General features: G+C 66.1%; 25 protein-coding genes. 3 read left to right on the plus strand and 22 right to left on the minus strand.

Annotated features, from left to right (window positions below):
- Positions 1-208 precede the first annotated feature (208 nt).
- Entirely contained in the window at positions 209-1,000 is a 792-nt protein-coding gene (locus tag RT424_RS14200; RefSeq protein ID WP_313439418.1) for a hypothetical protein, read from the plus strand.
- Between the two features lie 33 nt (positions 1,001-1,033).
- On the opposite strand, the gene RT424_RS14205 is transcribed toward RT424_RS14200, so the two are convergent.
- Positions 1,034-1,495, minus strand: coding sequence for an Lrp/AsnC family transcriptional regulator (locus RT424_RS14205; RefSeq protein ID WP_313439420.1), 462 nt, complete (start codon positions 1,493-1,495; stop codon positions 1,034-1,036).
- A gap of 132 nt (positions 1,496-1,627) precedes the next feature.
- On the opposite strand from RT424_RS14205, the gene RT424_RS14210 reads away from it, so the two are divergent.
- Positions 1,628-2,680, plus strand: coding sequence for a Glu/Leu/Phe/Val dehydrogenase dimerization domain-containing protein (locus RT424_RS14210; RefSeq protein WP_313439422.1), 1,053 nt, complete (start codon positions 1,628-1,630; stop codon positions 2,678-2,680).
- An 84-nt stretch (positions 2,681-2,764) separates the two neighbouring features.
- On the opposite strand, the gene RT424_RS14215 is transcribed toward RT424_RS14210, so the two are convergent.
- The 16 genes from RT424_RS14215 to cpaB all read right to left on the minus strand — a co-directional run bounded on the left by RT424_RS14215 (position 2,765) and on the right by cpaB (position 19,853).
- Positions 2,765-3,685 carry a diguanylate cyclase gene (locus RT424_RS14215; RefSeq protein WP_313439424.1) on the minus strand — a complete coding sequence of 307 codons (921 nt, stop codon included), beginning with the start codon at positions 3,683-3,685 and terminating at the stop codon, positions 2,765-2,767.
- A complete protein-coding gene (locus RT424_RS14220) occupies positions 3,682-6,633 on the minus strand; it encodes a response regulator (protein WP_313439426.1) in 2,952 nt (983 codons plus the stop codon). Before RT424_RS14220 ends, RT424_RS14215 begins: the two co-directional genes overlap by 4 nt.
- A complete protein-coding gene (locus tag RT424_RS14225; RefSeq protein ID WP_313439428.1) occupies positions 6,630-7,007 on the minus strand; it encodes a hypothetical protein in 378 nt (125 codons plus the stop codon). Before RT424_RS14225 ends, RT424_RS14220 begins: the two co-directional genes overlap by 4 nt.
- Before the next feature lie 158 nt (positions 7,008-7,165).
- Positions 7,166-8,380 (minus strand): GGDEF domain-containing protein, encoded by a 1,215-nt coding sequence (locus tag RT424_RS14230; RefSeq protein WP_313439430.1) that lies wholly within the window; start codon positions 8,378-8,380, stop codon positions 7,166-7,168.
- A 136-nt stretch (positions 8,381-8,516) separates the two neighbouring features.
- A complete protein-coding gene (locus RT424_RS14235) occupies positions 8,517-9,581 on the minus strand; it encodes a response regulator (RefSeq protein WP_313439433.1) in 1,065 nt (354 codons plus the stop codon).
- A gap of 37 nt (positions 9,582-9,618) precedes the next feature.
- Positions 9,619-10,080 (minus strand): hypothetical protein, encoded by a 462-nt coding sequence (locus RT424_RS14240; RefSeq protein ID WP_313439435.1) that lies wholly within the window; start codon positions 10,078-10,080, stop codon positions 9,619-9,621.
- Entirely contained in the window at positions 10,081-10,509 is a 429-nt protein-coding gene (locus RT424_RS14245; protein ID WP_313439437.1) for a TadE/TadG family type IV pilus assembly protein, read from the minus strand.
- A gap of 9 nt (positions 10,510-10,518) precedes the next feature.
- Positions 10,519-10,692, minus strand: a complete 174-nt coding sequence (locus RT424_RS14250) for a Flp family type IVb pilin (RefSeq protein WP_313439440.1) — start codon at positions 10,690-10,692, stop codon at positions 10,519-10,521.
- Between the two features lie 76 nt (positions 10,693-10,768).
- On the minus strand, positions 10,769-12,592 hold the full coding sequence (locus RT424_RS14255) for a pilus assembly protein TadG-related protein (protein WP_313439443.1): 1,824 nt from the start codon (positions 12,590-12,592) through the stop codon (positions 10,769-10,771).
- A 38-nt stretch (positions 12,593-12,630) separates the two neighbouring features.
- Positions 12,631-13,332 (minus strand): tetratricopeptide repeat protein, encoded by a 702-nt coding sequence (locus RT424_RS14260; protein ID WP_313439446.1) that lies wholly within the window; start codon positions 13,330-13,332, stop codon positions 12,631-12,633.
- A complete protein-coding gene (locus RT424_RS14265) occupies positions 13,329-14,225 on the minus strand; it encodes a type II secretion system F family protein (protein ID WP_313439448.1) in 897 nt (298 codons plus the stop codon). The genes RT424_RS14260 and RT424_RS14265 overlap by 4 nt, the downstream gene beginning before the upstream one ends.
- The gene (locus RT424_RS14270) at positions 14,225-15,127 is read right to left on the minus strand and encodes a type II secretion system F family protein (RefSeq protein WP_313439451.1); all 903 of its coding nucleotides are present in this window, start codon (positions 15,125-15,127) and stop codon (positions 14,225-14,227) included. The genes RT424_RS14265 and RT424_RS14270 overlap by 1 nt, the downstream gene beginning before the upstream one ends.
- Positions 15,121-16,530: a CpaF family protein gene (locus RT424_RS14275; protein ID WP_313439454.1), complete on the minus strand. Its 1,410-nt coding sequence runs from the start codon at positions 16,528-16,530 to the stop codon at positions 15,121-15,123. The genes RT424_RS14270 and RT424_RS14275 overlap by 7 nt, the downstream gene beginning before the upstream one ends.
- Positions 16,527-17,690, minus strand: coding sequence for a histidine kinase (locus tag RT424_RS14280; protein ID WP_313439457.1), 1,164 nt, complete (start codon positions 17,688-17,690; stop codon positions 16,527-16,529). Before RT424_RS14280 ends, RT424_RS14275 begins: the two co-directional genes overlap by 4 nt.
- A 1-nt stretch (position 17,691) precedes the next feature.
- Positions 17,692-18,900, minus strand: a complete 1,209-nt coding sequence (locus RT424_RS14285) for a pilus assembly protein N-terminal domain-containing protein (RefSeq protein WP_313439460.1) — start codon at positions 18,898-18,900, stop codon at positions 17,692-17,694.
- Positions 18,897-19,853, minus strand: a complete 957-nt coding sequence (gene cpaB / locus RT424_RS14290) for a Flp pilus assembly protein CpaB (protein WP_313439463.1) — start codon at positions 19,851-19,853, stop codon at positions 18,897-18,899. Before cpaB ends, RT424_RS14285 begins: the two co-directional genes overlap by 4 nt.
- A 630-nt stretch (positions 19,854-20,483) precedes the next feature.
- Here cpaB and RT424_RS14295 point away from each other — a divergent pair.
- Entirely contained in the window at positions 20,484-21,782 is a 1,299-nt protein-coding gene (locus RT424_RS14295) for a hypothetical protein (protein ID WP_313439466.1), read from the plus strand.
- On the opposite strand, the gene RT424_RS14300 is transcribed toward RT424_RS14295, so the two are convergent.
- The 5 genes from RT424_RS14300 to RT424_RS14320 all read right to left on the minus strand — a co-directional run bounded on the left by RT424_RS14300 (position 21,762) and on the right by RT424_RS14320 (position 25,781).
- A complete protein-coding gene (locus RT424_RS14300) occupies positions 21,762-22,859 on the minus strand; it encodes an ATP-binding protein (protein ID WP_313439468.1) in 1,098 nt (365 codons plus the stop codon). The genes RT424_RS14295 and RT424_RS14300 overlap by 21 nt on opposite strands.
- Entirely contained in the window at positions 22,856-23,248 is a 393-nt protein-coding gene (locus RT424_RS14305) for a response regulator (protein ID WP_313439471.1), read from the minus strand. The genes RT424_RS14300 and RT424_RS14305 overlap by 4 nt, the downstream gene beginning before the upstream one ends.
- Before the next feature lie 166 nt (positions 23,249-23,414).
- Positions 23,415-24,146: a helix-turn-helix domain-containing protein gene (locus tag RT424_RS14310; RefSeq protein ID WP_313439474.1), complete on the minus strand. Its 732-nt coding sequence runs from the start codon at positions 24,144-24,146 to the stop codon at positions 23,415-23,417.
- 7 nt (positions 24,147-24,153) lie between these two features.
- Positions 24,154-24,381 carry a hypothetical protein gene (locus RT424_RS14315; protein ID WP_313439476.1) on the minus strand — a complete coding sequence of 76 codons (228 nt, stop codon included), beginning with the start codon at positions 24,379-24,381 and terminating at the stop codon, positions 24,154-24,156.
- Positions 24,382-24,458: 77 nt separating this feature from the next.
- On the minus strand, positions 24,459-25,781 hold the full coding sequence (locus RT424_RS14320; protein WP_313439479.1) for an EAL domain-containing protein: 1,323 nt from the start codon (positions 25,779-25,781) through the stop codon (positions 24,459-24,461).
- Positions 25,782-25,794 lie beyond the last annotated feature (13 nt).

Here is a 25,794-nt window from a genome sequence, read left to right on the forward strand (position 1 = left end):
TCTTGGCGACCACTGCAAGAGCGTCTGCTCCGCTGCGGTGAGAGGCCCTCTAAGTCCCACCCACGATTCGGTCAACACGCTAATTTCAAAAAATCTTCATAATCGACCAAACCGACCGATTTCCGCCGCCGTCTCCGCCAGTTCGGCTGAAACCGGGATGTTCACTCTGTAGCGAAACCTGTAAAAGCCGCAGCAGGAGGTGCGGCTGTTGGACATCGAAGCGGAGGACATCAGTGGCGACGACATATTGCCACTGCTTCACAAGCCCGGCGCGGAAATGCTGGCCGAAAGCCTGATCGGTGCCGACTTCTATATCGACGACCCCGAGGATGTGGCGACCATCGTCAGGCTGGATCTTCATAGCCGCGCGGTTCACTTGCGGACGATAGACGGCCTGCCACGGAAATGCCCCCTCACCTCGGGATACGTGCTTCTGACACCCGTTCTAATGTCCGCGATATCCTCGCTCCGCTCGCCCGCAGACGTCGAGCATGACAAGATGCGGCAGAAAGCCGCGGCATTCGGGTTTCACGCCCGTATCGAGCAGGACGATCTCCCCGGCCTGGTTGCGGCCATCGAAGCGGCTCAGGCCTATCGCCTGCCCTGGCGCGAGGACCGGTTCGAGGGGCTTCGTCTCGCACGCAAGTATGGCTCTGCGCGCGAGGAGGCCAGATTAGCCGCGGCATGGCTGGAGGGTGCCCAGGATCCACCTCCCGGAGATCTGGTCATCGCCCTGGTATCGAGCATGCGGGATTCGGGTAAGATAATGGAAGCCCTGAGCCATACCGATCTGGTCGCCCGCAGGGCCAATGGTCTGGACGGCGAGGAGACACGCATTCTGCTAATCCAGCGCGGATCGCTATGGCTGGATCGCTACGAATTGGCTCACGATCCGGAATATCTCGACCGAGCGCGACAGTGCGCGAAGCGAAGCTGGGCCATCGCGCCAAGCGACGCGTGCAGTGACCTCTACAATCGACTGCGCAAGCTGGAAAACTGAAACGGGAATCGCCGACAGCCCCGACATCCGCATTCAGATCGGCAATTCCGTGGTCGCCTTGATTTCGGACAATGCCACGATCGAGTTCAATTCCTGCACACCGGGAAGCTGTGAAAGCTTTTCGAAGAAGAACTTTTCGTAAGCCTCGATATCGGCGGCTACCACGCGGATCAGGAAGTCTACCGAGCCCATCAGCACGTAGCAGTCCAGCACCTCCGGGAACTCGCGGATCTTGGCGGAGAACTCATCGAGATTGGCGCGGCCATGGGCGTTCAGTTTCACTTGCGCGAAAACGTGCGCGTCCAGCCCCACTTTCTTGCGATCCACCAGCGCCACCCGGCGCTTGATGAAGCCTTCCCGCTCCAGCCGGTCGATACGCCGCCAGCAGGGCGAGGACGACAGGCCAACCCGCTCTGCGATCTGCGCCGTCGTCTGACTCGCGTCTCGCTGGAGTTCTCGGAGAATCTTTCGCTCGTATGGGTCAAGGTCGGACATAATTTTCTCATATCATGCCTTTTCGGGTACGTCTTGCCGATATTGGGGGCTTTCAACCCTGAAAGAGGAGAGAATGCCCTCGGCGGACCTGCAATAAGGGTGTCGGCACTTACGCCAGCCTGGAGTTTTGAAATGGTCGCCCGCGCCAGCCGCATGACGCCGCCGATGGAATATGTCCGTCTCTATGACGAAGCAGCCGGCCTGGACGGAGTGATCGCCATTCACTCCACCGCGCGCGGTCCGGCCGCCGGTGGTTGCCGGTTCTGGACTTACGCCGACGAGAGCAGCGCCATGGCCGATGCCGTGCGCCTTGCCGAGGGCATGAGCTACAAGAACGCCATGGCCGAACTGCCGTTCGGCGGTGGCAAGGCCGTGCTGCGACGCCCGGCAGGCGCGTTCGATCGGGTCGCCCTGTTCGAAGCCTTCGGCCAGGCGGTCGAGCGGCTCGACGGGCGCTACGTCACCGCCGAAGACGTCGGCACGACCGTTTCCGACATGGAAGCGATCGCGCGTCACACCAGCCATGTCGCCGGGCGCACCGCCCTGCCCGGTCGCGCTGGCGGCGATCCCTCGCCCTGGACCGCGCTGGGCGTGTTCGAGGCCATGCGCGCCGCCGTGGCATTCCAGTCCGGCAGCGCGCTTTCGAGCATGACCGTGGCCGTGCTGGGCGTCGGCAATGTCGGCGGCCACTTGTGCGACATGCTGGCGGAGGCCGGTGCGGAACTCGTCGTGGCCGACATCGATCCGGCGCGCTGCGCCCGCGTGGCGGAAGCCCATGGCGCACGCGTCGTGCCGGTTCATGAGATTGCCGGGGTTGCCGCCGACATTTTCGCACCCTGCGCCCTGGGCGGCGTGCTCGATGCAGCCACGATCGCCACGCTGGAAGCGCGCCTCGTTTGCGGCGCGGCCAACAACCAGCTCGCGAGCGAGGACATGGCCGCGCTGCTGCTCGAACGCGGCGTGACCTATGTGCCCGATTACGTCGCCAATGCTGGCGGGATCATCAACGTGGCGGCGGAATACCTGAAGGAGAGCGCCGACGAAGTTCGCCAGCGCGTCGTCCGCATCGGCCCGCGCGTCGCCGCCGTGCTGGACGAAGCCGCACGGGACGGTCTTGCGCCGTCCATCGTGGCGGACCGCACTGCCGAGCGCCTGATGCAGCAGCAGGTTCACGAACCGGCCTGACGCCCCGCGCGAGGATCGGGGGAGTCCGGAGCGATCCGGACTCCCTGACGCCAGCCCTTTACCCCAGGCCCTTACTCAGATCCCTTACCCCAGACAGGGCACCTCGAACTCGGTTGCGACCGTGCGGTCGCGACCCGCGACTTTGCTCAGGTAGAGCTGCTTGTCCGCTTCGGCGATCCACCGTTCCGGCGTCGTTTCGCCGGAGCAACGAGCCGAGGCGACCCCCACACTGACGGTGACGCAGGGGCTGACATTCGATGTTTCGTGCGGAATTTGCAGCGCGTTCACCTGCCGCCTGATCTCCTCCGCCACCTGAAGGGCCGTCGCCGGATCGGCCCCGGGCAGGATGCAGACGAATTCCTCGCCGCCGTAACGCGCCGTCACCGCCGTCATCCGCCGCAGCGCGCGGTTGAGCGAGGCGGCGATCATGACGATGCAGCGGTCGCCCGCGACATGGCCGTAAGTATCGTTGAACTGCTTGAAGAAATCGATGTCGAGCATGATCACCGACAGCCAGTCTCCGGTGCGGCAGAGGCGCACCCATTCGCCTTCCAGCGTGCGCTCAAGCTGGCGGCGATTGCTCAACCCGGTCAGCGCATCGGTTACCGCGAGTTCCGCCAGCTTGTCGCGCAGCCGCTTGAGCTCCACGTGATTGCTCACCCGCGCGCGCAGGATTGCGGGCTGGATCGGCTTGGCCACATAGTCGATCGCACCGAGGGAAAGCCCGCGCATCTCGTCTTCCGTGTCGCCCAGCCCGGTCATGAAGATAATCGGCACGTCCGCCAGAACGGGATCGACCTTGAGCTGACGGCAGACTTCGAAACCATCCATGCCGGGCAGTACGATATCGAGCAGGATCAGGTCCGGATCCACGGATCGCGCCGTATCGATCGCCTCTTCGCCGGACGTGGCGAAGCAGACGTCATAGTCGTCCTCCAGCACGGCGTTCATGATCTCGATATTGGCCACATCGTCATCGACGACGAGAATGGTCGCTTTGTTCACGAGGGGATTCCTTGGGAGAAGGCGGCTTGGGGGGCAGTGCTTTCTGTGATCGGCAGGCGCTCCGCTCCACCTGCCAAGCCTTCCAGCAGCGCGAGAGCGGCGACATAGTCCAGCCGCTGCAAGGCGTGGTGCAGCGGATGCGCGGCGCGTTCGACATCGTCCAGGCCCATGTCTTGGGCCAGCCGTTCGAACGCGCTTCTGGCGCCCAGGCTTCGCCGGCGTAGCAGCGCGCGAAGTTCGTCGTAGGCGGCCGAAAGGTCCCGTCCATCGTCGGACGGTGCAGGTCGAGCATGAGCAGCGACCGCTTCCCCCTTGGGCAGTGCCGCTTCCGCAAGCTTCCCGGCCGCCGCGACAGCGCGGTCCAGTTCCGGTTCGAGCGCCTGGATCGCGGCGAGCGCCGGAATCAGATCCTCGTGCGCCAGCCGCTGCTCCACGTCCGAAGCGCAAGCTTGCAGCTCGCGCAGTTCCAGCGACCCCGCTACGCCTTTCAGGCTGTGGGCCAGGCGCCGTGCATCCGCAATCTGCCCTGCCGCGATCCGATCGCGGATGTCCTGCCCGGCATGGCCGTACGTCGCCGCGAAACTGACGATCAGCTTGCGGAGCAGGCCCGCCTTGCCGTTGACGCGCTTCAAAGCCTCGGCAATGTCGAATGGGCCCAGGCGATCGGGAAGCTCCGCCACCGTAGCGACCTGTGTTGAAGTCGAAGGTGCGCCGGATCGCGTGACGACACTTCCTTCGCGCGCCGGCTTCAACCAGCGGTCCAGCGTCACGATGAGCTGACGGGGATCGACGGGCTTGGCCACATGATCGTTCATGCCTGCGTCCAGGCAGCGCTGCCGTTCCGCCTCGAAGGCGTGGGCGGTGATGGCGATGATCGGCAATTCCGCCATCGGCCAAGTGCGGCGGATGATCGTCGTCGCCTCGATGCCGTCCATTTCGGGCATCTGCACGTCCATCAACACGCCCGCATAGGCTCGGCCGTTCTGCGCCACCTTGTCGCAGGCTACACGCCCATTTTCCGCGCAATCCACCACCAGGCCCGCATGGGTTAGCAGTTCGGTGGCGATCTCGCGGTTGATCTCGTTGTCCTCCACCAGCAACACCCGCAGGCCGCGCAACGGCCCCGCGACCTGCCCATCCGCAACCGGCCCATCCGCAACCGGAGCCCTTGCCTCCCGCGTGGGCGCTGAACTCGCCACCGTCACTTGCGGCGAACCCTCTGCGAACAGCGAGGAGATCGTCTCCAGCAGGGCGTGGGAATCGATCGGCTTGGTAAGAAAGGCCGAGACGCCTGCTTCCCCCGCTTCGGCCGCCATCTCGTCCACCGAATAGGCGGTGACGATGAGCGTGACCGGCGAGGGCGCCCCGTGCTGCATGCGGCGAAGCTCTCGCACCGCTTCCATGCCGTCCATGCCCGGCATCTTCCAGTCCAGCAGGACGAGGTCGTAAGGCTTCTGGTCCACCGCGGCACTGCCGAAGGCTGCCACGGCTTCGTCACCGGAGGCCACGAGATCCACGCCCATGTCCCAGCCTTCGAAGATTTCCTCCACGAGCTGGCGGGCGGCCGCATTGTCGTCCGCCGCAAGCACGCGCAGGGCGCGGATATGCGCCGCCGGCTTCTCGGATCCGGCCGCCCGACCCGCGGCGAAGCGCATGCGGCAGGTGAAAGTGCTGCCCTGGCCCTGCGCACTTTCCACGCCGATGTCTCCGCCCATCTGCTCGACGATCTGACGGCAGATGGCCAGTCCAAGCCCGGTGCCCCCGAAACGACGGGTGGTGGAGCTGTCGCCCTGGGAGAAGGACCGGAACAGGCTGGCCTGCTGCTCCCCATCCATGCCGATGCCATGATCGCGCACGACCAGCGCGACTTCGAGGCCGTCCGCTTGCGATGAAAGCAGATCGACGGCGACCGTCACTTCTCCGCGATCGGAGAATTTCACCGCGTTGCTCAGGAGGTTGAGGACCACCTGCGAGAACCGCAGTTCGTCTCCCACCACGCTTACCGGCAGGCGGTGGTCGGTCCGCGCGACGATCCGCACGCCTTTGGCCGCCGCTTCCACCGTGAGAAGCTGGATCTGTCCGGCAACGGCAGCACGAAGGTCGAACGGTCGCGCTTCGAGCGTCAGCTTGCCCGCTTCGTTCTTGGAATAGTCGAGAATATCGTTGATCAGGCGCAGCAGGGAGGCCCCCGCGCCGCTGATCCGCTCGACATAGCCGCGCTGCCGCTTGTCCAGGTCCGTGCGCGATACCAGGTGGCAGAAGCCGAGGATCGCGTTCATCGGCGTGCGGATCTCATGGCTCATGTTGGCCAGGAACATGCTCTTGGCACGGGTGGCTTCCTCAGCTTCGCGCGTACGCTCTTCCAGCGCGATGTTCTTGGCCCCGATCTCCTCGCTCATCCGGGCGCTCTGCGCGAAGCTGGCGAGCAGCATGTTGTTCAGCCAGATCAGCACGCCGGTCTGAAACGCGACGATGGCGGCGTGGAGCAGGACGCGCTCGAAATTTCCCGCCTCCGGAAACACCGCATAGGGCAGGAGGTACAGCAGCAGGGCGTGATGCGCGGCGATGGCGATGGCGGCGACCAGTATCGCCCGTCGATCCAGCCAGGCGATCGTCAGTGCCAGCATCGCGAAGAAGTACATGTGCATGTCCATCTGCCAGGGATGCCCCCGCAGGAGGAACAGCAGCATGGCCGGCTCCGCCATCAGCGCCACTACCGAGAGATAGCGGGTGGCGGGCGCAGTGCCGTAGCGGCGCCAAGTGACATGATAGGCAGCCGCGACCAGCGCCGCCGCCAGCCCCGCTCGTAACGCCAGTCCATTTCCAACTTGCCCGCCCGACACCGTCATCGCCTGGGCCACGGCGGCCTGGAGCAGCACATGTCCCCATAGCAACGGCACCAGGAAAAGGCCGAAGCGGGTTCGCAGCCTGTCGAGCGCGTCGTTCAAGGGCTTGTCCTTTCGGGAGTGACGCAACCCGGTGCCAGCGGCGCGGGCTCGACCAGCCAGGCCCCGGCTGCACGCAGACGCGCAGCAAAGCTTGAATCGGAGGACGCCGCGAAGACCACGTTCGCGAAGTTGCCGGTGCCCAGAAGACGTCCGTCTCCGGCCCGGACGAGCGCGACCGTGCGGCCCAGCGACCAGCCGGGCGGCGCCACCACCACGAACTTGCCGGGCGCGGCATCGCTCCGGATCGAGGCGATCAGCAGCGCGATCAGCCCCACGGCAAGCAGGCAAGCGGCGGGCACCAGATCGCGGACGCGAAACGACGAGCCCGAAGGGCCGGACGGCCGCGCCGTATCCTCAAGATCCTGATCAAACACGTCTTTACAGCTCGATCGCAAGTTTGTCCCCCCCGGGTCAAAGCGATAGCGTTATGCTCTTCAGGTATTGTTTTAGTAAAGGTTTCTCAAGTGAACTCTGCGTATTCGCGATCAATCGATTGTTGCATTCGATTGTACGTGAAAATTAAACGATTTTATCAACGAGCCGAGAGGGCTTCGGGGGAATTGACCCTGTCCGGCGGGGTGATTGCGACGGCGGCCGGGTGCGACACGGATTCGGCGACGAGACGACTCTTCGCCAAGGGTTCGCCCGCAACTTCGCGATGGCTGGCCCGATTCCGGCCTTGCCGCTTGGCGTCGTAAAGCGCGCGGTCCGCCACGGCGGATAGCGCCTCAAGGTCGATCGCGCCTTCCGCATAAGTGGCGCAGCCGATGCTCAGCGTACCGCCCTGCCCGCGGCCACCGCCGACCCGCGCGAAGCCCTGGCACAGCGCCTTGGCCAGGGTAAGCGCCGCAAAAACGTCGGCCCGCGGCAGGAGCACGGCGAATTCGTCGCCCCCCAACCGTCCCCAGATGGCGCGATGCGGCAAAGTCGAATTCAGGAAAACTCCCAGGGCCACCAGCAGGCGGTCGCCTTCCGGATGGCCGTAGCCGTCGTTGATCGATTTGAAATGATCGATGTCCAGCAGCAACAGCGCCACCGGCCCGTCCTCCTGCGCCAGTACGGTGCGGGCGCGAGCTTCGAAGCCTCGGCGATTCAACAGCCCGGTCAGCGGATCGTGCTCCGCCAGACGCACGATGCTGCGCTCGCGGCGGCGCCGCAAAGCGCCGACGATCGACAACGCCAGCGCCACTTCCATCATGATCCCCTCGAACAGCGAGATCGAGATCATCAGGCCGGTGTAATGGGACAGGTCGATGAAGGCCCCCGGAACGAAGGCCATCAGCGTCTTTAGCAGATAGAACCCGCCATGGCCGAGGAATGCGAAAGCGAGCAGCGTCGTGTCCGGATCTCGGCGGCCGCGCAGTCCGCCGAGCATCTGGGCGGACCGCAGCGAGAGCACGGCGACCAACAGCGCGTTCACCAGCGACAGGATCTGCGTGCGCACGCCATCGTCGGGAACAGCCAGCATCAAGGCCCAGGCCGGAAGCACGAGGCACCATGCCGGCGAGATCCGACGACCGAGGAAACTGGCGGTGCCGTAAAGGAACGCCACGTGTGCCAGAACCAGCATGCCGTTCGCCAGCCACACTCCCGCGATGAAGAAGCCCGCCTCTCGCAATGGCGTGATCGCACAGCCCACCACGATCGCGGCGAAGCCCGCACTCCAGTAGGCGAGCGACCGCTCGCGCAGCAGGTGCCATTCGAAAAGCAGGAACGCCGAAGCCACGAACGCGACGGCATTCGTCATGAACAGCATTGTGCGGGGATCTATGGTCATAGGGCAGTCGCGCTGGAAAGGATCGCCGCGTGGTTAACGATTGTTTGTAAACAAAGCGTTCAACCGGCGCGACGAAGCGCAAACTGCGCGACTGCGCGCCCCTGCGCTATTTGGCGGAAGATTTCGCGCGCTGGCGCATCTGCTCGGTGAGATATTCGAGCAATGGCCCCTCGAACTTGGGATTGATCACCAGGAAGTGTCGGCGCCGGTCGTGCTCGTCGGGCAGACGGCACAGCACGTTCTCTCCCACCAGGCGGCGTACCAGCCGCAGGGCCGTGCTCATCGGCGCGCCGGAGGCGATGCAGGCGCTCGAAACCGAAACCCGGCGGTTCTCGATCCGCGCGAGCAGCAGATCGAGCAGCATCTCCCATGCCGGATCGCCGAACAGTTCGCCGCCGCCGATCTCGCGCCGCTTCATCTCCTTGCGCAGGAGTTCGCGGATGAAGTCCGTCAACTGCCCGGTTTCTGGGCTTGCGCGCATGTCCGCAGGCGGCGCCGACAGGGCAGGTTCGGACTCGCCGATCAGGTCGCTCGCCCGCCGGAAGTCGCCTTCTTGAAAGTCTCCGGCCCGGAATTTCGGCTGCGCCGCGGGATCGTCCATCAGCATCGCCAGGCGCTGCAATTCGGTGCTGAGACTGGAAATCTTGCCCAGCAGCGATTCCCGCGCATCCGGCGTCGGGCGCAGGCCCTTGATGCGCTGGAGCGCCTGCCGCAAGTCGGACTGGTCTATCGGCTTTTCCAGGAAATCCACGGCAGAGGCCCGCATGGCGTCGATGGCGACATCCTTGCTGGCATAGCCGGTGGCCATGATGAACTGGAGCCGCAGGCCCCGCGCCTCGGCATTGCGGCCAAGGGCGTGGATGAGGGCGATGCCGTCCTGCCCCGGCATATTGTAGTCGACGATGGCGATCGATATCTCGTTGGCATCGAACAAGGCCATGGCCTCTTCCGCGCTGGTGGCGACAATCGGATCGTAGCCCATCAGGCGCAGGCTGAAGGCGCACTCGCTGCCGAAATCCTCGTCATCGTCGACGATGAGCACCGGCTCGGGCGAAAGCGAGCCGTCGGCGCCTGACTCGGTCCCCTGCTCGGCTTCCGCATCGGCATCCGATCGCGGCGCATTGAGCATGGCTCCGAGGCGTGAGCGCCAGCTTGGATTCATTACGTTCATCGGCACCTCAAACCTCGCCAAGGCGAAGTTTCCCTTTTCAGATTGACGGCAGAACCTGCTGAAGGCCCACGCAGAAGATGGCGACGGCGACGATCGCCCCCGAATCGGGGCGCCGCGCAACCGTGCGGAACTGCTGCGCCGTTGCCACGATCAGCAGGGTCATCGCCGTGATCGCGATCATGGTCGCCGCGCCGAGCAGCCCCAGCCAGGTGGCGCCGGCGGCCAGCAGCTTGATCTGGCTGCCGGTCAGTAGGCAAAACCCCGTGGTGGAGCGCAGGATGGCAAGGCCGCCCGCCACCAGCACCAGGCAGGATGCGCCCGCCAGCACCGACAAGCTGAACGCGGGGACGCCGCCTTTCAGCGCGGCGAAGCTGAGGCCGCCGATGGCGATCACCAGATAAAGAAGATTGGGTGGCCTGCGCCCCTCCCACGGCAAGATCACCGCCGGCAGAAGCAATACAATCAGCAAGGCAAGATTGAAGTAACTCAGACCAGCCATTCAGTATCCCCCATTGGTCACGACGACGCTTGCTTCGACGATCGAGGACGGCATGGGAACGATTTTCCCATATTTCATTATTGGACTGCCGACCATGTCATAGCTGACTTTGACTTTGAACACACCCGCCCCATCGGACGAAGCGGTTATTACTGGCGCTGTATTGCCGCCGAGGATGCGGCCGTAGCCTTCTACGACCTGTCTGGCGCGGGTTTGCGCCAGTTCCACCCGCTCGCTGGTGGAAAGCCCGGCGACGGCAGCCCGCGCGCCTTCGGCCGCCGCCTGCCGCACCCCGATCAAGGCACTGAAGTAGATCGAGTAGATGATGACCCCGAAGACCAGGGCCAGCAGCACCGGAGCGAGGAAAACAAACTCCAGCGCCGCCATTCCGCGTTCGCATTTCAGCAGTTTTTGAGCTGATTTGCGCATAAACTGACCTTACGAGAAGTTACCAATCATTGTTTCAAAAGCCCCGGTGAGACCGTCTTCGAACTGCGTAGCAATGCCGCCAATTGCGCCCACAACAATCGCTCCCAGAACTGCATATTCTACGGCCGTAAGACCACGTTCGTCAGTCATCAGACGCGCGAAAAGCTTACGAATGGTATTCATGACTCATTACTCCCCATTTCCTCCGATTAAATTTCCGTAACCGGTTGGAGGACTCCGGTGCCGGTGTTCACGAAAACTAAATCAAAACAGGCACTCCGCACCGCGCGCCCGTAGTGGCTACGGTGGCGCTGCCGACCTGGACGCCCAGCGCCGCCAGCACGTTGTTCAGCAAGGGATCGACCACGGTCGCGAGCAGGTTCGTCACCGGCCCCACCACTCTGGGCAGCACTTTGGTGGTCACGTCGTTCAGCCCGGTGGCCTGAAGAATATTGCAGGCAATCACGCAGTCGCTGCCGAGAAGGCCGATCTGAATGTCCAACCCATCCGAGCCGAGCAGGCTCGTGGTGAGATTGCTCAGCGTCTGGCCGATCTGCACCGAACTGCCGATAGTGCGCGGGATCGTCGGCATTGCCGGGCTGCCGGCTCCCGGACCGAACTTCACCGTTATGTCGTCAGGCCCCGTCCCCGTCACCGGCTGCACGACCGCCCTGCCCTTCACGTCCGCCGTCAGGACAGAGCCCAAGAGCTTGATGCCCACTAGGCTCGTCTGGCGGATGTCGCTTGCGCCGATGATCGGGAGCGACTTCGCCATGGGATCGAACGCGGCGTCCCCAATATAGGCATTGACCGTGCCCGACCTGACGTGGACATCGACGGTGGTGTCGCGCGCCTGCTCGGCCGAGCCGGCGCAGAAAATCTCGCGCACTTCGGCCTGCGCCGCTCCGACATCCACGATGATGGGCAGGTGGACATTGACGGAGGCGAGCCCTACCAGATTGACCGGCAGATCGATCATCACCCCGATCCGCAGCGCCGAACTGCCGGCCCGCGCCTCGCCCGCAGGCCCGAATGCGAAGCGGGGACGGTCGCCCGCGCCGCTCGACACCAGGCCGATCTTCACGGTGTTCACCGGCACCAGCAAGCCCACCGCCTTGGAGAGATCGATGGCGGTCGGCCCCGACTGGACGGCATAAGTGATGAGCGAATAGGCGTTCATGCCCGCCCGCAGCGCCGGTTTGTGGTCGGCCTCTCCCACCGGCATGTTCTTCCACACGCCCAGGCCGAACAGTCCTTCGAAGGGCACCGCGTAGCCATTGCCCACCTGCCGCGCGAAGACCCGCAGCGCGGCGGCGGCTTCCGGCGTAGCGGCTGCCTCTGCGGCGGCTTCCGCGACGTTCTTCAACCCGTGGGAGCGGCGCACCAGCTCTCCATAAGTGCCGGTGAAGCCCTCCTTCTCGGCCAGCGCGTCGAAGAACAGGCCCGCATCGACATTGCCCTGCATCAGCCCGCGAACGTCCGTCCGGCCCAGCGATATCGGAATGCCGAGCAACCCGCCCAACAGGCCGTTCACCACATCGACCAGCGGTTGCGTCACCGGATCGAGCAGCGGCGAGACGACCTTGGTCAGGACATCGGACGTTACGCTGACGCCCGCTTCGTCGATCCGGGCGGCGGAAGCCGTGGCGGAAAGGTCGGGGATGGGGCTGGCGTCGCCCAGTACCCCGGTGAGGAAACGGCGGCTTTCATGGCTGGAAACCAGCCGCACCGCATTGGCGCGGCCATTGCCGGGGCACCGCGCCATCGTGGGATCGAAGCGTTGGCCGGCGGCCTGGCCGATGTCCGCGCAATAGCGGCCGATCTCCACGGACTTGAGAACCGAAGCGTCGTAACCGTTGCGCACCAGATAGTCTTCGGCGCGGGCTTTCGCGTCGTAGGGGTTCATCGCCGCCGCCAGCGCGGCGGCCTCGGTAGCGGCGCGCAAGTCGCGGTTGCCCTGGTAATAGAGTCCGACGTCGAGCGCGAGCCCCGCCGCGCCCAGCAGCGAGACGCCCAGCACTGCCACCATCGGCCCGATCACGCCGCTTTCGTCTTCCGCCAGTGCCTTGGGCAGCGTCCGCAAGGACCGCAATTTCAAACGGTTGCGGAGACGCGCCACGGTCAGTTCTCCCGTGCAGCGGTCGCGGGCGGAGCGAGCAGGAACGCGGCCTGCTCGGCGATCTGCGCGCGCAAGGCGGCCTTGGCGGAAGGGTTGCGCACCGTCGCCAGCAGCGCATCGACCTCTCCCCGCCGCCCGGCGACCGTTAGCGCCAGCGCGAGGTTGTTGCGCACCACGTCGTTGCCGGGCGCAAGGTCGCGCGCGGCCTTGAGCGCCTCCACCGCCTGCGTCGCATCCCCCCCGCGCAGCAGGGCATAGCCGAGAGCGTTGCCTATCAGCGGATCGGCGGGGCTGGCGCGCAGGGCGGCGCGGTACTGCTCGGCCGCGGCCGGCCACTGCCCTTGCGCAGCGAGCACATGGCCGCGCACCGCCTGCGCTTCGGCGCTGCGGTCGGCGGTGGGGATCTGCGCCAGGGCAGCGGCAGCGCCTTCGGTCTGCCCCAGGTCGAGCAGGCAATTGATGCGCAGGATGCGCGATTCCCGGTCGCCGGGATATTGCCGGTCGAAATCGTCGAGGAAGGCCAGCGCGGCCCGCTGGCGGCCATCCTTGCGGGCCTGCTGGATCAGCACGAGATAGAGCTGCCGGGTGGAGCCCGATGCCTCCGTGCCAAGGGCTTCGGCAGCCCATGCGCGGTTCGTCGGCGGAACCGAGGCGGCTGTGCCGACGCCCAGCGCGAGCACGGCCAGAAACAGGCGACCAGTCATCCCTTGACGCTCCCCAAAGTGTCGAGAATGGCGGCGACCGGCGGTCCCGCGAGCACGATGAACAGCGCCGGCATGAAGAATACGAGCATCAGGATGACCATGCGCACGGTGATCGTGCCGATCGCCTCGCGCGCGCGGGCGACGCGGCGCTGGGAGAACTCGCTCACGAATTCGCGCAGGGCCGGGACCAGTTCCATGCCGTGAAACAGCGACTGGCGGAACACCGTCGCCAGTTCGCGGGCGCCGGTGACGGCCACGCGCGCGGCCCAGCGGTCGAAGGCGAGCTGATAGTCCTGCCCCCGGTCGAGATCCTCCACCAGCATCGCCACGAGGCGGGCGTGGTTGGGTACGGCGGCGCGCTCCTCGCGGGCGATGCCGCGAAAGCACTGGTCCAGCGAGACGCCGCTTTCCAGCATCATCAGCATGAGATCGAGCAGGAAGGGGAACTCGGCGGTCAGGATTCGCTCGCGCGAGGCGGCCCGCATCCGCAGCGCATACTTGGCGCCGATGTAGGTGAGGCCGGACAAGGCCAGCGTCGGGAACAGCGGGCTGAACGGGTTGCCGCCGCGCACGAGGCAGGCCAGCATCGAGGCCAGCGCCACCCCGGCGGTGGCCGCGAGACGCAGCCAGGCGAAAGCTTCCAGCGCGCCGGGTTCGAAGTAACCGGCCTTGCGCAGCTTCTGCTCGATCTCCTCGCGATCGCGGCCACGCACCACGAACAGGCGCGGTAGCCGGAAGCGCAGGGCGGCGGAGGCGGCCCCCGCGCGTCCGGGCTGGCCTTCGATCCGCTGCCGCAACCGGGCATCGGCATCGAGCATCCGCACGCCGTGGACGGCAAGCACCAGGCTGCCCGCCGCCAGCGCGAACAGCAGGAGGGCGGCGAGCGGCGGCATCAGAACTCCAGCCTCAGCATGCGGCGGATGATCAGGATGCCCGCGCCTTCCAGTCCCACGGCCAGAAGCGAGAGCTTCTGTCCGCGCGGATCCGCGATGAAGAAGTCGAGATAGGCCGGGTTCATCATGACCAGGCCGACCATCGCCAGCAGCGGCATGGCGATCAGCACGCGGGAGCTGACTTTCGCCTCGGAGGTAGCGGCCACGAGGTCGCGGCGGATGCGCAGGCGCTCGCGCAGGATATGGGCGAGATTGGTGAAGACCGCCCCGATCGAGCCGCCATAGCGCAAGTTGGTGCGGATGGCAGCGGCGATCATCGACACTTCGGGAACCTGGAGCCGGTCCGCCAGCTGCTGCATCGTCTCGGCCACGGGCGCGCCCATTTCCAGGCGCCGCGCGGCGGTGTCGAAGAACGAGCGCACCACCGGCGAGGCATCGGCGAGCGCGCGGGAGAGCGCCTGCGAGAGCGAATTGCCCACGGCCTGCAACTGGCGTACGCCGTCGAGATAGAGCGGCAGCGCTTCGGTAAGGGCATCCACCCGCTTGCGGGCGCGCCCGCGCAGCCAGGAAAGCGCCGCCATCGGCAGGCCCAGCAGCACCGCCAGCGCGAATGCCGGTCCGGCCAGGAGAAGCACCGTCACCACCAGTCCCAGCCCCGCCACGGCCAGAATGCGCACGGCCCGCATCGTCACTTCCAGCTGGGCCTGCGCCAGCAGCGGCGCGATGCGTTCAGGCACGGAGATCGCCGCCGAAACCCGCGCCGGCGCGGCGCCGGGCAGGGTCAGACCGGCCAGCCGCCGGTCGATCGCCGCCAGGCTGCGCGCCCGCTCGCTGACGAGGGCGAAGAGGACCGCGCCCAGGATCAGCAGGGCCAGGATCAGATAGGCGGCGCCCTTCACCATCCGGCCGCGACTCCCCGGTTACTAGCCATGTTATTGGCCAGATTGTCGATCCGGCCCCCGGCAAGACCCGAAACGGAGCCCCCCGGCATCGGATAGTCCTTCAGCCGCGCCGCATGATACGGGCGAGGCGAAAGCGTCTGGAACGTGCCCTCGCCCGACATCGGCGGCTGCTCGTCGAAGCGGAACAGTTCGTTCAGGGTGAAGGCATCGCCCTCCGTGCCGGTGACTTCGCTGATCGTGGTGACGCGGCGCACGCCGCTGGCAAGGCGCTGGATGTTCACGATCACGTGGATGCTGTTCGCCACGAAGCGCCGCACCGCGCGCACGTCGTTCTGCTGCCCCGCGAAGCCGAGCAGCATTTCGAGGCGGGACAGCGCATCACGGGGCGAATTGCCGTGGAGCGTCGCCATCGAACCGTCGTGGCCGGTGGACATGGCCTGGAGCATCTCCACCGCCTCCACCCCGCGCACTTCGCCCAGAATAATACGGTCGGGCCGCATGCGCAGGGCATTGCGCACGAGATCGCGCGCGCTCACCTCCCGGCTGCCGTCCACGCTGGGCGGGCGGGTTTCCAGCCGCACCACATGGTCCTGGCAGAGTTGCAGCTCCGCCGCGTCCTCGATGGTGACGAGGCGTTCCCGGTTGCTGATGCAGGCGGAGAGCACGTTGAGAAGGGTGGACTTGCCCGCGCCGGTGCCCCCGCAGATCAGGACATTGAGGCGCGAGCGCACGGCGGCGGCAAGATAAGTGGCCATCGGCCCGCTCATCACCCCGCCGGCCACGCAATCGTCCAGCGTCAAGGCCTGAAGGCGGAACTTGCGGATCGAGACCAGCGGGCCGTCGAGCGCGATCGGCGGGATGACGATGTTCACGCGCGATCCGTCCGCCAGGCGGGCGTCGCAGAACGGCGTCGCCTCGTCCACGCGGCGGCCGATCGGGCCGACGATGCGCTGGATGATGTTCATCAGGTGCGCGTCGTCGCGGAACCGCGTCTCTACGCGCTCCAGCAGCCCCCCGCGCTCGGCGTAGATCGTGTGGGCGCCGTTGACGATGATGTCGTCGATGGATCCGTCGCGCAGCAGCGGCGCGAGCGGGCCGAGGCCGACCACTTCGTCTTCCACGTCCTCGATCAGCAGTAGCCGCTCGGCGCTGTTGAGCGCCAGCTGGCCCCGGCGGCTGCGGCTGTTGATGACCTGCTCGATCTCGTGCCGCAAAGTGCGCTGGTCCAGCGCTTCCGCCGTCACGCCCTGCGCTTCGAGCTGCTCGATGACCTGCTGGCAGGTGATCGCCTTGACCGCCTGATAGCTGTCGCTCATGCGCTGGGCCGAAGGCTGAGCCACGGCCGGTTTGCGACCGGCCGCGGCGAAGCCTTCCTGTCGTTCCTCGGCGGTCAGGAGGCTCATGCGCTGCGCTCCACGGAACGCAGGATGGCGCGGCGCATGCGATCGAGGCTGCTGCCCGACCTGACAGGCGCGGCGATGTTGCAGGCCCGGCGAACGGCCAGGAGATAGGGTGCGCTGTCCCGGTCGAACGTCAGCGGGCGCCCGGCATTGAGCGCATTGGCCGCCCTCACCCGGTCGGTCGGCACGCCCATCACCGCGTCCACGCCCAGCACGTCCGCCATGCGGCGACCATCCAGCAGCACGCGCGGCTCGTAGTCCCAGACCAGCAGGCGCATCCGATTGGCGCTGGCGGTATCGAGCGCGATTTTGTCGAGCAGGCGGCGGCAGGCCTCCAGTTCGCGGATCGACTGGCTGCACACGATCTCGATCGCCTGCGCCTGGGAGGCCAGCTCGCGCAGCAGTCCACCGTGTCGCAAGCTGCCCGCCGAAACCACCACTTGCGCGAAATTGGCTCGCAGCAGCTGGATCAGGCCGACCACGTCGCTGGGCCCGACCCCGGCCGGTTCGGTGCCGGTGCCGCCGTCGAACGTCAGCAGCGAAAGCCCGCTGGCCTCGTGCCGCGCCAAAGCGTCCGAGAGCAAGCTGGTGTCCATGCGATCGAGGTCGGCGACGGCCGAGGCGATGCCGTAGTCCACCTTGAGGTCGAGGTAGGCCTCGGCCGTGCTGGTAGGCAGGGTGAAGTCCACCAGCAAGGTGGGCGTCTGGTCGAGGCTGTAGGCCAGCGCCATGTCGGTGGCGAGCATCGGCAGTGCCTCGCGGTCGTTGCCGAGGACGATGGTGAGGCGGCCCAGTCGGCCTTGCGTGGCAAGCGTGCTGTTCATGACCCGCGTCAGGATCTCGGACACTTCCGCGCCGCCGGCCCCGCGCGGCAGCACATCGGCGGCACCGGCACGGATCGCCTGGAGCACTTGCCCGGCATACATGTCCTCGGTGGCGACGACGACCGCGCGGCCCGGCGCCATTTGCGCCACTTCGCCTATCGCGGAAGACAGCGAGCGATCTGCCGGAACGGAGGCATGGTCGATCACCACGATGCCCGGCCCGTCGAGATCGCTGTGCTCCAACGACTGAACCATCTCGACCGAGACGTGCTCGCCCATGGCATCGGACAGGCGCTGGGCCAGGGTGCGGTCTACCGAAAGGAGGTGGATTTTGGGCATGTCAGGGCCTCACGACGCCGAAGGTTTTGACGGACTGCTCGACGCCGTCGTTGCCGACGATCATCTGGCCCACGCTGGGATCGGGATCGCCGGGCGCGCTGGGCAGCGCGATCGGCGCGGTACCGGGCTCGACCAGCCGCGGCGTCGCCACGATGATGAGTTCCTGCCGCTCCTTCTGGTTCTGCTGGCGCTTGAAGAAGGCGCCGAGCACCGGCAGGTCGCCGAGGAACGGCACTTTCTCCTTGGTGATCGCGCTATTGGTATAGTTGAGCCCGGCGATCACGAAGCTCTGCCCGCTGCCGAGTTCCACCGTCGTTTCCGCCGAACGGCGGCGAATGCCGGGCACCGTGTAGCCCTGAAGCTGGACGCCGTTGTTGTAGTCCAGTTCGCTGACTTCGGGTGCAAGCTTCAGCACGATGTGATCGGAAGACAGGACATAGGGCGTCACCGAAAGGCGCACGCCGAACTCCTTGTATTCGATCGAGAGCGTATTGCCGTTGCCGCTGTTCTGCGGGACCGGCACGGGAAACTCGCCGCCTGCCAGGAAGCTGGCCTGCTCGCCGGAGCGCACCAGCAGGGTCGGCTGTGCCAGCAACTGCGACAGGCCATTGGACGAGAGCGCGCTCAGCACCGCGCCGATGCCATGGCTGCGCGAGGAGAGAAACAAGTTGAAGGCGCTTTGGAGCGGCACGGCCGCGTCCACGGTCAGTCCGCCACGGCCCATGCTGTAGCTGTTGACGCCGCTCGGCGCGATCACGGCGCCTTGCAGGTCGCCGGCCAGCTTGGAAAAGCTGAACCCCAGCGCCTTGAGCGTCGAACTGGACACCGCCGCGAACTGCACGTCCACCGCCACCACTTTCTCTCCGGGGCGGTAGGTGGCCGCCTGCCCGGTGAAGCCCGCGCCGCCCACGCGCACCATGCGCTCGGCCAGGACGGTGCCGTCCTTGGCGAACACGGTGAGGACGGCATCGCCCACCGCCAGGGCCTTGACCCGGATCGACTGCGCGGTGGGCGCGGTGATGCCGATCACGTTTTCGCGGCTCACTTCCACCCGGCCGACGGAATGGGGGAAGGACAGAGTGCGCTGGTCGTCCACCTGGAGCAGTTCCTGCTGCTGGTCGCCCTGGAGCTGGGGCCGGACCTGAGCCTGCGCCGGGGCGGCGATGAGCGGGGAACCGGCCAATAACAGAGAGGCGATCAGGGCTTTCACTGCGATGCACTCCCGGAATAGATGACCTGCCGGTTGCCGCCGACGACGAGTTCGATGGCCTGCGATCCGCCGGACGCGCTCTTCTCGGCAGGCGGTGGGCCCGACGCGGCGCGCGCGGGGGCCGGGCGCGGTGTAAACTGGACCGGGGCGGTAAACGCGGGAGCAGCGAAGGCCGAGGCGGGGCGCGGCTGCGGGCTGGACGCCACTTGCGCCACCGCCACTTCCGCGCGATCGCCGGGATTGCGCAGCGAGAGCGTCAGCGCCCCGGTGCTCTTGGCGAGAGCCAGCTGCGAGACCTGCTCCGGCGCCAGCGCGAGCGTGACCGTGCGGGCCGGCGGCGGTTCGGCCGCCACGGCGCCTTCCACGCCGCTGGCAGGCTGCGTGCCGACCACGGCCTCGCCTACGGCCAGCACCGGAACCATTTGCAACAAAGTGCGGGCGCGACTGGCGCCGCTGGTGCGGGCGCCGCTGAGAGCATCCTCGCCGGGATAGACCACTTGCACGTCCACCCGGTCCCCCGGCCGCACCAGTCCGGCGACGGCAATCTCGGAGGTCGTGTCGATACTGATCGCGCGCATGCCCATGGGCACCCGGATCGCCAGCTTGGTTTCCTGCCCCAGCGCCATGCGCGGGATCAGGGAGTTGGCGCGAATGTCTTGCGTGGCCACTTTGCCGACGATCTCGGCCGGGGTGACCGCCGTGGGGTATCGCGCCGGATCGGACTTTGAATTGCGGATCATGTCCGCGGTGATGGTTTCGCCTACCTTGATATCACGGGTGGTGGCGGCAAGGACGACGAACGAAGGCTCCGGCTGACCGATCGGCATGCGGGCCGCGGCATCCGCCACCGGCCCGGCGGCGCGACCCAGTTCGCGCATGCCCAGGAAAGCGAAGCCGCAAGCCGCTACCAGCCCGATACCAATCGTCAGCTTCGCTTTAGAACCGAGCCTCATGCCCATTCCCCCCTGGCTCCTTGCGTTTACGCAAACCGGATCGCCTGCCCCGAAGACCCGGATTGGATTTTTTCATCGAAGACGACCGGAAATGCCGTCTTGCGTATTGATGATAGCTGTTCTCGAATATGATCCGAGACGGAGAAATAGCCGAAGCGACCGCAATCAGCGGGAGTGTTTCACAAGCGTTAAAGCGCCGGAAAGTATACCTTTGCTCATTTCATCCAAATCGGGCGCCAATCCTCAACTTGACGGCAACGACACCCGCCGAACAGAAGCCGGGAACATGTCCGGATCGGTTCTTTCAAGATCTTCCGGTGAAACATAGATCATGTTCAAGGAGGCATCTTTGATCTTAACAGGACATTCTGAAAGGCAGTTTGCGCATTATTGGCCTGCGCTGCTCTTGCACATAGTCCGATTTTGGCCCGCTATGTCGACGGATTAACAATTTGAAACCGGCTTGTTGATGCGGGACAATCCGGCTTTGTTAGTATATTTACTTACGACCTAACAAAACCTTCTATCAGGTTTAATTCGCTGTTGCGAAAGCTTCGCGGCTTCGCGATCATCGCCCCGTCCGGAATCGAAGATGCACGGCATCCGAACCGGTCTCGGGGGCTGACTGAAATGATTGTGCCAAACACCAACGTCGTGGATTTTCCTCCGCCCGACCCTTCCGGCAAGGCAGTCGCGAATGACGACGCTTTGGAAGGCACGCGCCCGGTCGGCGCGGGGTTCGCTCCGCAACTGGCGATGCGCCTGCGGGCCTGGGAGGACGGCACGCGTTTCTACCCCGGCGCCCTGGCCGCCTGCGCCTTGTGCCTTGGCCTGGTATCCAGCCAGGCGCCCGCCGCGGGCGTGATCGGCGCGGGCGCCGCCGGCGCGCTGTTCGTATTGCACAAGACCCTCAAGGCCGCTCTGGTGGCTGCGGTGCTCAGCGCCGGCTTCTACATCATCCCCGAAGCTCGTTTCTCCGCCGCCTACTGGACCGTGCTGGCCATGGTCTGCGCTGCCGGGTTCTTTCCCCGCAGCCTGGTCCTGGTGCTGCTGCGGGCCCCGCGCTGGACCTGGCTGGTGGCGCTGCTCGTGTCGATGGCCAGCTTCTGCTGCGTGCTGCTGCTCAAAGGCCCGCTCGCCACGGCCGCCGTCTTCTCCGGCTCGCTCAGCGCGGCCTTCCTGGGCGCCGGGCTTGCCCGCCATCTCGCCATGGTGGATGCGCGCCTGCTGGCCTGGGGAGAAGACGGCCTGGTCCCCGTCACCCGCGACCTGCTGCTGGGCCGGGTCACCGCCGGCATGCTGCACGATCTGGCCCAGCCGCTGAACGTGATCTCCATGGCCAACGGCAACATGCGCTACATCGTCGAACAGCTCGACATCAGCGATGAAAGCCGCAAGCAACTGCTGGACCGTGTCGCGCGCATCTCCTCCCATACCGAGGCGGCGGCCTTCATCCTCAGCCTGTTCCGCTGGTTCGGCCGTGACGGAGACAAGGAACGCTCGACGCTCAACGTGCGCAGCGCGCTGGACTGCGCCGTGGCCGCCACCAAGTCCAACGTGCGCCATCACGGCGTCGTCGTGGAACTGGAAGGCAACGCCCTGGAGCATGTCCTCCCCGAACATCACGGCGCGCTGGAGATGATGGCGGTGGCGGCGCTGCTCAGCGCGTTCGGCAGCTTCATCGGCCCGAACAACGAGAAGCGGCGCGGCAAGATTCTGCTAAAGGCAGCGATGTCTCCGGCGCACGTGGTGGTGACGGTGCAATGCATCGAAGAGGACGGCGCGCCCGCGCCCGCCCGCAAGCTCGATCACGCCACGCTGTGGCTGGTGGAGCAAGTGGCGATCGAGGCGGGTGGGGATTTCCGTTCGATGCTGCGATCGAGCCAGCCGACGCGGTTCGTCATCCGCCTAGGCCGCGACGACATCTGAAGCGGCATGCCCGCCGGGAGCCGGTGAAAGACTGATCTCCACGCGCGCGCCATGGCCCGGATTGGCGATCAGCCGGATGGAGCCACGCGCCTTTTCCACGATCTGGCGGCAGATATGCAGACCAAGGCCGGTGCCGTCCTGCGCCTTGGTGGTGAAGAACGGTTCGAAGGCCAGCCGCTCCAGATCGGCGGAAAGCCCCGCGCCATTGTCGGTGACGACGCAGCGGATCTGGCCCGGCTTGCCCTCCAGCGTGATCGCTATCCGCCCTTCCCCGTCCCAGCCCGCCGCGCGGCGGGACTGGATGCTGTCGGCCGCATTGCGCAGCAGGTTGACGAAGACCTGCTCCAGTTCCACCCGGCCCAGCGCCACGCAGGCGGAAAGGCCGGCGGCATCGCGCTCCACGACGATATCGGCCCGTTCGAACAGCGCTTCCAGGAATTCGACGGCGCTGGCCGCAGCTTCCATGACGTCGGTGTGGCGCGCCACGATCTTCTCGTCCGCCGCCTGTCCCAAGGTGCGCTTGATGATCGCCTGGGCACGCAGCACTTGCTCGGCGATGCGCGACGCGCTGGTCTGGAGGCGCGAGCGCGTGGTGTCCGGCCGGTCGAGCATGAGGCGCAGGCTCTCGTTCGCCATCGAGATCGTGAACAGCGGCTGGCGCAGTTCATGCGCCAGGGTAAGGGCCCGTTCGCCCAGATCCGCCATGCGCGCACGCTCGGCCAGGGCCTGGTGCTCATGACGCGGCGTCGGCGCATCGATCAGGACCGCGCTGCCCCAATGCGTCCCGCCGCGATTGTCACGCAGGATCAGCGTCAGCGTGCCCATGCCGCTTTCTTGCGTACGCAGATCGGTCACGACTTCGGACCGGCCCGCCAGCGCGGCCAGACGCAGGATATCCTCGGAGTGGATGCGCACGGCCTGCGGTTGTTCGTCGGCTGCGGCATGCTCGCTGCGGAACAGTATCCGCGTCGCCGCCGCATCGAGCCGAACGTCGCTGACGACTTTCAGCCCGACATGGCGACGCAGCGCTTCCAGAAGACCGCGGTTCGCGGTCGCTTCATCCGAAGGTGCCGTCACGCACCGACACCGTTGACCAGCATCCGGCGGATCGTGCCGATCAGCGCCTGGGGCTGCACCGGCTTGGTGAGGAAGGCGTAGCGCGAGATGCCTTCCACAAGGTCTTCGCGCATCTGGTCGCCGGTGATGAAGACATATTCGAAGGGGCGGGCCGCCAGCCGGGGATGCGCGCGAACCCGCGAAACGATGTCGAGCCCGGATTCGCGATCGAGCCGCAAATCACAGGCGACCACGCTCACGGCAGGATGCCGCTCCAGCATGTCAACGGCTTCGGTAAGATTGGAAGCGCCGATCCCGGCAATGCCGTGGAGCGACATCAAGGTCAGCAACTCTTCGACGATGGCCGAAAAATCATCGAGAACAAGTACCCTGGCCTGATCGTCACTCATCCGATCCCGTTCCTCCGTGCGACGCACCGGCGTTCCCGAAGGGTGCTGCCGCCACTGATGTTTCGTACTCCTATATGGCCGCGACATTATCAATAAATGAATGCTGGATGCACGCTGTTTCGACCCAAGCCGCTCCAAGTTCTGAAAAAACTGATATCAATCGTTATCAGAACTCGATCACGATTTTCACTTTCGCCGGCGCGACATTGAAATGGGCGGCGATCTGATCGCGATATTCCGCCATCAGAAATGCCAGATTATCGGTGCGGGGCAAGCCGTCCAGATCGTCGATCGTCGTGCCCAGAGCGTCGGCGATGCCCTTGAGGCGGGCTTCCTGCGGGCGGGCGCGGCCATGCTCCCAGGCCCATACCGTGGGTTTGCTCACGCCGATCCGCTCGGCCAGTTCGCCCTGGCTGAAGCCGTTTTGCTTGCGTAGACGACGCAGACGGCGGGCCAGCGACTCCTGGGCTTCACCATCGAGACTGGCCCCCTCGGTATCGCCCCCCTCGGCATCAGGCGCGTCGAGATCGTCTTGGTCCTCCCGCAAGCGCGGCGCCGAACGCAGGCGGGCGGCGCCCAGCACGGCGGCGGAGATCGGGCTATCGAAACGACAGCCGTAGAAATTCTCGTTGTGCCACATGACGCTGGCCTGCGCGCGATGATCGGCAGCAAGATCGATCTCGATCGGATCGCCGATATCCAGGTCGGCATCGCATTCCACCAGCATGCCGCCCTGCGACAGGTTGTGCACCACGACGTCCACCGCATCGCCATCCGCCGTGACCTGCGCGTCCAGCAGCAGGCTGAAACGCGGCAGTCCCGAACGCCCGTCCCGCTGGAAACGGGCCGGCAGGCTCTGGTTGCCCCAGTTCAGCGGGGCGCCTTCTTTCGTCAGCATCGCCCGCTCACGCGCAGCTATGGAGGCCGGCGGGCATGGAGCGGCCACGCTCGACCGCCAGAGCCATGATCCCGACAGGCGGCGCGGATAGGCGCGCGTCGTGCTCGGGCACGCCTTCCAGCGCATCTAGCGCGCCTGCCACAAGCGCCCCGCTGACCAGAGCATCGCATTCGTCGAGCATGTCCAGGGCGATCCGCAGGAGTTCGCGTGCGTTCTGCACCTTGTCATTCGTCATGGCGGCTTCCTTTCCTTTGTATTCGGTTCCGGTCATCGGCCGGAATCCGGAACGGGACTGACTGTCACGATAGGCTGTCAAAACACGGGGCTCCGCACGGCGCGAAGGCCCTCCGCCAGAGCCGGCGACGGCTCCGCCCGCGAGGCGAACGACGTGCCGGGATGGTGCGCCGGGCTGCGGTGGCGAGCACTCCAGGTGCGGCGCGTGCAGACGCGGCCGAGCCGCTCCCCGGCCACCCATTGCGCGCCCTCCTCCACCGCCAGCCGGATCTGCGCGGGCGTATCGGCGCCGACGAACACCACGCTATCGCACAAACCACGCGCCTGCGCGGCGAGTTGGCCGACGCGGGCGCGATTGCGCTCGGACAGAAAGGCAGTGCGCAGGAAGGCGCTGTCGAGCTTGATCTGGCTGGGCCGCAGGACGGCAAGCTGGCGAACCGAGGCATGGCCAGAGCCGAACCCGACCAGCCCGATACCGATTCCCAGCGCGCGCAGCGTGTTGAGGAACGTCAGCGTGCCCGGCCAGAACCGGGAGGCCGCCGATTCGTGAAATTCGATCACCAGCCTTTCGGCCAGCTCGGGGTGGCGCTCGATCCGCGCCAGAAAGTCGGTCCAGGCGGCATCCTGGCCGCCGAGGTCGAAGGAAAGGCTTTGCGGCGAGATCGCGATCGACAGGTGCGCGCGCGGGTCCGCCTCCAGCTCGTCCAGCACCCGCAGCACCAGGGCACGGTCCAGCAGATGGGCCAGCCCCACCCGCTCCAGCGCCTGATAGGCGGCCGTGCAGTCGAACTGCTCGCCCTGCGCATCGGCATAGCGAAGCAGGGCCTCGTGCTGGAGCAGGCGATCGGGACGGCGCGGATCGTGGATCGGACGCCACGCGAAGAACATCTCGCCCCGTGCGACCTGATGCACCAGCCACGCCGCCCGGGCCATGTCCGCCCGATAGCGGGCCTCTTCCGGCGCGGACCCGGTATCCAGCGAGAGAGCAGGCGCGGCCACGCGTTGCAACCGTGACCTTGCTTCGTCCAGAGCCTCGCCCGTGTCGCTCTCCAGCCCGCCGGGTGCGGGGTCGCTATGGCCGATCGAGATCGACAGCAGGATGCGGGATCCTTCGTGTTCCACCGGCGTGCCGCATAGCCGCGCGCAGAGCACCTCTATCTGGGTGCGGACGAAGTCGGCTTCGAGCATGGCCGCATGGGCCAGCACGATGATCTCATCCGCCGCCTCCCGGCAAATCACCGGATCGAGATGGCTGGCGATGGCGCCGCGCACATGCGCCGTGGCCGTGATCAGCGCCGCCGTGCCAAAGGCCGAAGCGATCTGCCGCGCATTGTCGAGGCGGACGACCAGTAGATAATTGCTGCGGCGGTTCGGCGGGCTGATCCTGGCAAGGTCGATCATCGAAAGATGTCCG

Source organism: Novosphingobium sp., assembly GCF_032093395.1.
In the GTDB taxonomy this organism is placed as follows: domain Bacteria; phylum Pseudomonadota; class Alphaproteobacteria; order Sphingomonadales; family Sphingomonadaceae; genus Novosphingobium.